Source organism: Streptomyces sp. (assembly GCF_035563135.1).
Taxonomy (GTDB): Bacteria; Actinomycetota; Actinomycetes; order Streptomycetales; family Streptomycetaceae; genus Streptomyces.
Genome location: NZ_DATMVN010000613.1, coordinates 1 through 8,862 on the forward strand (window position 1 = coordinate 1; position 8,862 = coordinate 8,862).

Consider the following 8,862-nt stretch of genomic DNA (forward strand, 5'->3'; position numbering starts at 1 on the left):
CCGCGCCCCGCGGGCGCGCCCGTCAGCCCCGGGCCTGCGCCGCCACCATGAGCCGCAGCGCCTTGGCCAGGGGCGTGTCGGAGGTGAAGTCCGCACCGGACGGGAGCTCCACGAGGTCCCCGTGGGCAAGGACGAGCACGCCGCAGGACCCTGGCCGCGCGGCGCCCTTCTCGCGGAGCCAGCCGTCGTAGGCCGGAGCGGTGCTGTCCAGTCGCGCCCGGGTGCGGCGGCCCACCTCGGTCAGCAGGTCGCCCTCGGCGGTCAGTTCCTCCACCGAACCGAACGGCACGGTGACGACGGGCTCGTCCACCAGGCGCCTTCGCGGAGGTTCGTCCTTGGGCGTGGCCGGCATCAGCCCCGCCCCGAACCGGGCGTAGTAGAGCAGGCTGTGCGCGGAGTCGATGCCCCCGACGAACGGGCGGTCGAAGCTGACGCGGCGGGTGCTCGCGATGTACTCCCGGGGGATGCGCGGATCGGCGGCCTCGGGCCAGTGCACCTCGCCGGTGGCCTTGTCACGCCACGGCACATAGCGGTGGACGTCGTCCGAGGGCGAGGGGGGCAGGAGTTCGACGCCGAACCGGTCGGGCTGCTTGGCGACGATCGAGCCCGGCGTCAGGGAGAACACCCCGATCCCGGCCGTCGTCCACAGCGACCCGTTGTCCTGGAGGAACTCGTATGTGCGCAGCGCCTCCGTCTCGCTCTCCCCGGGGAAGCCGGTGAAGCCCATCATCTGCGCGGCGATGCCGTTGCGTGCCAGCTCGCTCAGGACGTCGGGGACCTGGTCGATCCGTACCCCCTTGTCGATGAGGTCGAGGATCCGCTGCGTCCCCGACTCGTAGCCGAAGGAGACCGCCACACAGCCCGAGGAGGCCAGCAGTTCGCCCGCCGAGCGCTTGGGGAGGGTGCGCTCCAGGCGCAGCTCCGCCGACCACCGCAGGTCCAGCTCGGACTCGGCGAGCGCGGTGGCCAGGGTTCGCAGGTACCGCGGCGACATGGCGTCCACGGCGAAGTAGAGCGTCCGGCCGATCCGTGAGGCCTGGCGGAGGTCCTCCAGCACGGCGGGGACGGGCCGTTCACGTGAGGGCGAGGTGGGGCGGTCGGTGTTGAGCCCGTAGTCGCAGAACGTGCACTTGTTCCAGTAGCAGCCACGGGTGGGGCTGTAGAGGATCACCGGCTCCGGCGACCAGTAGCGTTCCCAGTCCCAGACGTCGTAGGCCGGGGACGCGAGGGTGGCGACACTGCCGTAGGAGATCGCCGGTTCGGGATGGGAGCGGGTCATCACCCCGCCGATGCCCTCGAACCCCGCGTCGTCGGCGATGGCGTCGAGGATGCCGACGAGCGCCGACTCGCCCTCACCGGGAACGATGAGGTCGACCTCCTGGAACACCTTCCACAGCGCCTCACGGTCGGGCGTGTACTTCACCATGTCGCCGACCTCGGTGCCGCCGAAGACGATGACGGTGTCCGGCAGGACGGCCCGGATCAGCCGTGCCATCCGGAGGGCGACGGGCAGCTGGCTCGTGTAGTTGACGGACAGGCCGACCAGCCGCCATTGCTTTTCGCGGAGCTGGGGGGTGAAGACGTGGGCGAAGTAGTCCTCGAAGGGCTTCGCGATGGCATCGACCACCGCGGGGTCGGACAGGTCCGCCGTGCTGCACAGGTTGGCGGCGGCCTTGGGCCGCACCGAGAACCCGTCCAGCGAGCCGACCGGCATGTCGAGCGCCAGCAGGCTCCACCACCGGTTCATGACCGCGACCGCCTGGGCATAGGTCGCCGGGTGGTAGAAGAGCTCCGGGTCCTTGAAGACGGCGACGGCGTCCGCCGCCGAGGTCGCCGAGAGGCCCTCGGCCGCCAGTGACAGCCGGTAGCGGATCTCGTCATGCCGGCTCGGCGGCTCCGGCGCGCTCCCCACCCTCTCCCGCAGCCCCCGGGCCGCCTCGATCAGCGTGCCGAAGCGGTCGGGGTGGGCCAGGTACTCGAAGGCGTCCAGGTTGGCGTCGAGACAGGCGTAGGTACCGTGCCCGGCCTCGCGGGCGGCCCCCACCAGATAGGGGATCGAGTGGTACGGGGCCGTCGGATCGGTGAGGGGCGGGTTGACGAGGAGGTACGCGACATCTGCGCCCTCCCGCCGGCGCTCGGGTGCCTGCCTGCCCAGCGGAACGAACACGCTCATCCCTGTGACTCCTGACTGCTGTCCTGCCACTGACGAGTGGAGTGAACGGAGGGCACACCGGTGACGGGTGGGTGCCGCGGGGGGTCTTCGCCCGTCCCGTCCCCGGCCACGGCCGGGGCGGCGGGAGGGACGACGGGCGGGGCCGGCGGGCCGGTGCCGGCGGCCGGGCCGGTGGCACCGGCGGAGGAGACGTACTCGGTGCCCGCACGGTGGCCGCGGAAGGTCCGCGAGCTCAGGGCGCCCACCACCGACAGCGCGATGGCCGCCCCGGCGACGGGGAAGAACGGCGCCGCGCCGAGGTGGCTGACCCCGAACCCGGCGACGGCGACGGAGACCGGGAAGGTGCCCATGACCGCCAGCATCACCAGGCTCATCACCCTGCCGATGAGCGCGGGCGGGCTCCACACCTGGAGCATCGTCACCACCACGATGTTCTGCCAGCCGCTGGCCACCGCGTACACGACGACGCACACCGCGGCCCCGGCCAGTCCTCCGGCGAACGGCACCGCCGCCAGCGCCACGCCCATCACGACGGCGAGGGCGGCGAAGAGGTAGGCCGGGGACTTCACCGTCCGGGAGCGGGCGGCCACCAGTGAACCGGCGAGCCCGCCGACGCTGAGGCAGGTCAGCAGAATGCCGTAACCCGTCGCCCCCATCCGCTGGTGGGCCAGTTCGGGCAGGGCCACCTCGATGGTGCCGTTGAACGCCAGGTTGCAGACGAGGGCGACGACGAGGACGACGTGCAGCAGCCGGCCGCCGCGCAGCACCTCCCGGAACGAGGGCCCCTGCGGCTCCGGGGCGCCCGACGGGTGTGCCGCCTCCTCGGGCGCGGCCTTCCGGCCGGTGCGCATCCGGGCCAGGACGAACGCCGACACCAGGAACGACACGGCGTCCACGGTGAGCGCCGGCACCGCCCCGAATCCGGCCACCAGGGCGCCGCCCACGGTCGGTCCGAGCAGTCCGCCCACCTGGTTGACCATGGTGGACAGGGCGTTGCCCCGCCCCAGGTCGTCCTTGGGCAGCAGCGCGGGCAGCAGCGTGTACGAGGACGGGATGAACACGCCTGAGCAGGCGCCCAGCACCACCGCGACGGGCGCGAGATGGACCAGTCCCGGGGTGCCGGTGAGGGCCGTCGTCACCGCCAGGCTCCCGACCGCGGCGGCCCGCACCAGGTCGGTGACCAGCATCACGCGCCGGCCCCCGAAACGGTCGGCCACCACCCCGCCCAGGGGGATGGTGAGGACGCGGGGGATGCCGTAGCAGGCGAGCACGGTGCCGAGCAGGACGGTGCCGCCGTCCCCGGAGAGCACCAGCCACGGCAGGGCGACGGCGTAGCAGAAGTCGCCGATGGTGGACGAGAGCTGGCCGGCGAGGAGCAGCCGGAAGTCGCGCACCGCCATCGGGCCGTCGCTCAGCGCCGTACGCACCCTCCGCGCGGCTGCTGTCATGTCTTCTCCTCAAGGACGGCGTGGGACGGCGTGGGTGCCGGGATCGGTGCGGGAGGTCAGCCGGCCGGCGGGGCGGGCCGTGGTCCGGGCGGGCGGCAGAACTCGCCCACCATCGCGGCGACGGTGGCCGGCGCCGGCAGCCCCAGGTTCTTCCGCACGTCGCGGGTGGAGAGCTGCCAGGCGTCGACCGGGACGGGTTCGACGACGACGTGCCCGTCCGCGCGGAGCAGTGCCACGTTCCGGCGCACCGCGGGCCGCTCCCACATCCGCAGGTTCATGCTGGGGAAGAAGAGGACCGGCGACTCGTGCGCCAGCAGTGTGGAGCTGAGCAGTCCGGAGGCGAGTCCGTGTGCCGCCTGGCCGAGCATGTTGGCCGTCGCGGGGAGGAGCACGACACGGTCGGCCCAGGCGGCCAGGGCCACGTGCCCGGGGTCGAGTTCGTCCGCGCCGTCGACATACACGTCCTCGCACACCAGGCGCACGGTGGAGGCCGGCATCAGTGCCGCCGCCGTCCGCGTCATGACGACACGGACGGCGGCGGCCGGTCCGGTGCGCAGGGCCAGCAGGTACTGCGGCAGCGCGAGGATGTTGCCCGAGCCGCAGACGCCGAGGAGGAGGCGGGGCAGGCCGGGGCCGTCCGGCCCGGCCGCGGGGGAGGAGGCGTCGTTCACCGGACGGCCCCGGCTCCCTCGGCGCCCACGGGGTTCAGTCCGCAGCGCGAGGCGAGGAGGTCGAGACGGTCCTGGACGTTGAACTTGTAGCTGGGGCAGGGGGGATGCCCCTCGTGCCAGGCCTTCGGGCAGGAGCCGCCGCACGTCGGCAGGAACACACAGCCCCTGCACCAGGAACCGCCCTGTTCGATCTCGTCGTTCCAGGCGTCGAAGGGGCCGGCCGGCCGCAGGACCGAGGTGCCCACGTCGTCGAGGTGGACCAGCGGCAGGTCGCGTTCGGCCTCGGGGACGAGGGGGTGCTCACTGCACGCGAAGATGTTGCCCGTGCTGCTTATGATCTCCGAGGAGAGAGTCGTCGCCGGGCAGACGACCTTTTTCGCGGTGGTCGGCAGTAATTGCGCGTTGAGATCATGGCGCTGCATCAGGGCGAGCCATTCCCGCTCGCGGTCCGCGAAATTCTGTTTCGACACCTCGATGTCGGAGACGTCGTTTCCCCACGCGTGGACGGGCAATACGGAGAAGGACACGTTGGGGCGGGCGAATCCGATCTCCGCCATCAAAGCGATATACCGCGGGACGTCATCCTGGTTGTGTGTGTCGACGTTGGTGCGGAAGGTGAAATGGGCGGCCTGGTTCTCCGGCACGTCCAGCGCGTCACGGACGGTGCGGACGATCTTCCAGAAGGATCCCTGCCCGCTCTTGAGGGGCCGGTGCTCGTCGTGCGTCTCCGGTGGCCCGTCGACGGTGATCTCGAAGTGCGTGACCCCGCACTCGCGGACGAGGACGCCGATCTTCTGCCCGGTGAGCAGCGATCCGTTGGTCACCAGGACCGAGGAGTACGTGATCCCCCGCTCGGCGGCCGCCCGCACGAACCGGGGGGCCAGGTCGCGGATGACCGCGTAGCCCATCATCGGTTCGGCGCCGAACCAGTCCAGGCGGATGCTGCGGGTGGCGGGCGCGGCGATGGCCCGCAGGACGCGGTCGCGTACCTGGTCGCGGTGGTTGCGGGTGAGCCCGCCACGGGTGTGCTCCTGACCGCAGTACGCGCAGCCCATGTTGCAGTAGGAGGTCGGCAGGAGCGCGATGTGCGGCGAGGAACGGTCGCCGGAGGCGCGCCGGTTGCGGTCCAGGACCGCGGACAGCTCGTCCTCGCCGTCGGGGACGAGCACCTCGGCGGCGCGCAGTGTCGCGCGCCAGGCGTCCGGGACGGCGGCCGCATCGCCTGCCTCCAGTGCCCGGGCGGTGGCGTGGTCGACCGCCGTGATGCGGGCGGTGCGGGTGGCGTACGCCAGCCGTACGCCCACCCCGGTGGTGTCGGTGTAGGAGCGCTCGCTCACCACCAGGTACCTGCTGACTCTGTCCATGTGGAGCCCTCCGGCGCTGTACGGCACGGTCGTTGACGGCGGTCGCGACCGCCGGCTGAACGGGTGAGCGGGCCGTACTGCGGCGCCCGCGCCCTCCCCGGACCGGACGACGCGTGGCCCGGACGGCCCGGAAGCGGACCCCTCCCCGGACGCCGCGGCACGGGGTCGCGGCGCGGGGAGGGGGACCGCGGTGGCGGAACGGGTCAGCAGACGACGTTCGTGTTGGAGTCCGCGACCTGGCCCTCGACCGCCGCCGCGACGGCGTTGAGCCGCGTCTGGATCGAGCCGAGGACGGAGACCTCCTCAGGACTCAGGGACGCGAACACCTCGCGCTCCGAGGTGGACAGAAGGTCGATCGGGGTGCCGGCGCTGCGCAGGGCTTCCAGGGGCTCGTGGGACATGGTCGCTCCTTAGGGAGAGGGACACCTGGCTGGTGCAGGGGCCAAGGCTGCTCCCGGCGCGGGGCCCCCGGCATCCCTCAAACGACTATCAATCGCAGGCCCGTGCCCGGCTCCTGATCATGAAAAGGAGGTCGAAACGGCTGATTTCGTGTGCGAAAAGGTCCTCAAACCAGTGCAAGCGGGATGGCTGAGGTGTTTCGCAAGTGTCCAGGAGTTCCCGGGAAGATGCCTTCTTGTCGGGCACATGACCGACGGCTACGCTGCATCCGTGGGTGACGAATTCTGCACCGAGGTCCCCCTCACGGAGAGCGAACTGACTCCCCGTGAGATATGCATTGCCTCGCTCATCGCCGCTGGTGCTTCCAACCGGCGTATAGCAAAGGACCTCTGCATCAGTCCGCACACAGTGGCGGCTCATTTATGCAACATGCTTCGGAGAACGGGCGCGAGCAACCGAACGGAATTGATCGCACGACTGTACGCGCGGGGAGTTCTGGTCCAGGGCACCTGGCCGCCTCTGCCCGCGGAGTCACAGGAGTGCCGGCAGGGCGCGGAATCCCGTGGCACCCGTCCAGGGCGCACGGACCACTCGATCGGGGCGGTCGACCTGGTGTTCGACTGGCCCCCCTACGGGAATGAGGTACCGGTAGCCATGAGCTTCGATGCCCTGGAGGCGTTGCGTGAGGCAGGCCACCCGGTGGACCTGCTGGCGGTCGGACAGCGCTCGGTGCTCTCCGAGCTGAGTGAGGCGGAGGTCGGCGTCCTGAACCGGCTCAAGGGGCGCCTGGAGGCGGTCGCGGGCGACGTGGAGGGTCAGGAACTCAAACTCCTGTGAACCCTCCTGTGTGGTGTGGCGGCTGCCGTTCCACGGTGCCGGAGGGGGCCCGCTTCTGCCCGGAGTGCGGTGCGCGGCTCGCCGCGCCTCCCCCGGCCTCCGACACCCGGCGGATCATCACGGTGGTCTTCATCGATCTGGTGGGGTCCACCGAACTCGCCGAGTCCCTCGACCCCGAGGCGCTGCGGCGCACCATGGACGGCTACTACGAGGCCTGCACCTCGGCCATCACCGAACGAGGGGGCGTCGTCGAGAAGTTCATCGGCGACGCGGTGATGGCGGTCTTCGGCGCGTTCGTCACCCAGGAGGACGACGCCCTGCACGCCGTGCAGGCCGCCTGCGCGGTGCGCGAGGCGGTGGCCGGTGACGGCCCGGAGCCCGAAGGCCCACGGGGGGTCCGGCTCGACGTCCACTGCGGGATCGCCTCCGGTGAGGCCGTGGTGGCCGGCACCGTCGGCGGGGGCGCCCGGGTGGTCGGCGACGTCGTCCACACGGCCGCCCGGCTCCAGTCCCACGCGCAGGCGCACGAGATCCTCATCGGGGACGAGACGGCACGTCTGGCGGGCGCCGGTGTGCGGAGGGAGGCCGTCGCGCCGCTGCGGCTGAAGGGCAAGCGTGATCCGGTCACCGCCTGGCGCGTCCTGGGACTCCCGGACGGACCGGTCCAGGCCGACCTGGTGCCCCTCGTCGGCCGCGAAACCGAACTGGAATTCCTGGTAGGGGCGTCGGCGGACGGCCGCCGGGAGCGCCGCTGCGTCCTCGTCACCGTCACCGGGCTCCCCGGAATCGGGAAGTCGCGCCTGGTGCGGGAGTTCCTCGCCACCCCCGCGGCCGCCGGTGCCACCGTCCTGCGCGGCACCTGCCAGCCGTACGGCGCCGGGTCGGCCTACCGGCCGCTCGCCGAGGCGCTCTGGTCCCTGCCCGGCGGCTGGGAGGAGGCGGTGACCGTCCTCAAGGCCACCGACCCCCAGGCCGAACGCGCCGCAGGCGCGCTGCGGGTGGCGTTCGGCGTACAGGCCGAGAGCGGCCCCGCCGTCTCCGTCGACGAGATCCGCTGGGCCTTCCGCCGCCTGGTGGGCGCCCTGTCACGCACCGAGCCTCTGATCCTGGTCCTGGAGGACTTCCACTGGGCGCAGCCCGCCCTCCTCGACGTGGTCTCCGAGACGGCCGCCGCGGTCACCGACGCCGAGGTGGCCCTTGTCTGCGTGGGGCGGCCCGAGAGCCCCACCGCCTGGCACCCGGCGGGCGTCCGCCGGCTCTCCGTCGACGCGCTGCCCGTCCGGGAGACCGAACGGCTGGTCCGGCTGCTGGCGGACCGCGGCGAGACGGCCGCCCAGCAGGCGGTGGGCTCCGAGGACACGCTCAGCTGGATCGTCCAGGAATGCGACGGCAACCCGCTCTTCGCCGAACTGCTGCTGGAGGACCTCTTCGACCAGCGGGCCGCGGTGCGCGGGGTGCCCACCACCATCCGGGTACTGCTCACCGCGTGGCTGGACCGGCTGCCGGGCACCGACCGCGAGGTGCTGGAGCGGGCGGCCGGGGTCGGCGGCTCGTTCACCGCCGCGGACGTGTCGGTGCTGGCCGCGGACGCTCCGGCACTGACCCGGCCCGTCATCGACGCCTCGGTACGGAGTCTGCTGCACACCCGGGTCATCCAACCCGCCGGCCCGCCCGGCCTCTACCGCTTCGCACGCGTCCTGGCCCGGGACACGCTGTACGAGATGACGTCCAAGGCCCGGCGCGCCGCCTGGCACACCGCCCTCGCCGACCGGCTCGACCGAGCGCGTCCGGGCGATCCGGCCGGGGCCACCGGCACGGGGGAGGACCTCGCCCACCACCTGGAGTCGGCGCACCGGCTGCTGAGCGCGGTGGACCCGGGCGATCCGTCGCTTCCCGCCCTCACCCGCCGTGCCGCCAGGGCACTCACCGAGACCGGCTACCGGGCACTCCGCCGCCGTGACCTGCCGGGC

7 protein-coding genes and 1 pseudogene are annotated in these 8,862 nt (G+C 72.3%); 3 read left to right on the plus strand and 5 right to left on the minus strand.

All coding sequences use genetic code 11. The annotated features are described in order from the left end of the window. Positions 1 to 22: 22 nt before the first annotated feature. From VN520_RS27280 to VN520_RS27300, 5 genes are all read right to left on the minus strand, one after another. Positions 23 to 2,173: a B12-binding domain-containing radical SAM protein gene (locus VN520_RS27280; RefSeq protein WP_325749606.1), complete on the minus strand. Its 2,151-nt coding sequence runs from the start codon at positions 2,171 to 2,173 to the stop codon at positions 23 to 25. Next, positions 2,170 to 3,621 (minus strand): MFS transporter, encoded by a 1,452-nt coding sequence (locus VN520_RS27285; protein ID WP_325749607.1) that lies wholly within the window; start codon positions 3,619 to 3,621, stop codon positions 2,170 to 2,172. The genes VN520_RS27280 and VN520_RS27285 overlap by 4 nt, the downstream gene beginning before the upstream one ends. Positions 3,622 to 3,677: 56 nt before the next feature. After that, positions 3,678 to 4,292: a flavoprotein gene (locus VN520_RS27290; protein WP_325749608.1), complete on the minus strand. Its 615-nt coding sequence runs from the start codon at positions 4,290 to 4,292 to the stop codon at positions 3,678 to 3,680. Beyond that, complete coding sequence (locus VN520_RS27295) at positions 4,289 to 5,656, minus strand: radical SAM protein (protein ID WP_325749609.1); 1,368 nt, start codon at positions 5,654 to 5,656, stop codon at positions 4,289 to 4,291. The genes VN520_RS27290 and VN520_RS27295 overlap by 4 nt, the downstream gene beginning before the upstream one ends. Positions 5,657 to 5,859: 203 nt before the next feature. After that, on the minus strand, positions 5,860 to 6,057 hold the full coding sequence (locus VN520_RS27300) for an aroma-sacti cluster domain-containing protein (protein WP_325749610.1): 198 nt from the start codon (positions 6,055 to 6,057) through the stop codon (positions 5,860 to 5,862). A 244-nt stretch (positions 6,058 to 6,301) separates the two neighbouring features. On the opposite strand from VN520_RS27300, the pseudogene VN520_RS39705 reads away from it, so the two are divergent. From VN520_RS39705 to VN520_RS27310, 3 genes and pseudogenes are all read left to right on the plus strand, one after another. After that, a pseudogene (locus VN520_RS39705) lies at positions 6,302 to 6,514 on the plus strand (helix-turn-helix domain-containing protein); the annotation flags it as partial. A 195-nt stretch (positions 6,515 to 6,709) separates the two neighbouring features. Further along, complete coding sequence (locus VN520_RS27305; RefSeq protein WP_325749611.1) at positions 6,710 to 6,892, plus strand: aroma-sacti cluster domain-containing protein; 183 nt, start codon at positions 6,710 to 6,712, stop codon at positions 6,890 to 6,892. Between the two features lie 35 nt (positions 6,893 to 6,927). Next, on the plus strand, positions 6,928 to 8,862 hold a 1,935-nt coding region (locus VN520_RS27310; RefSeq protein WP_325749612.1), incomplete at its 3' end, for an AAA family ATPase.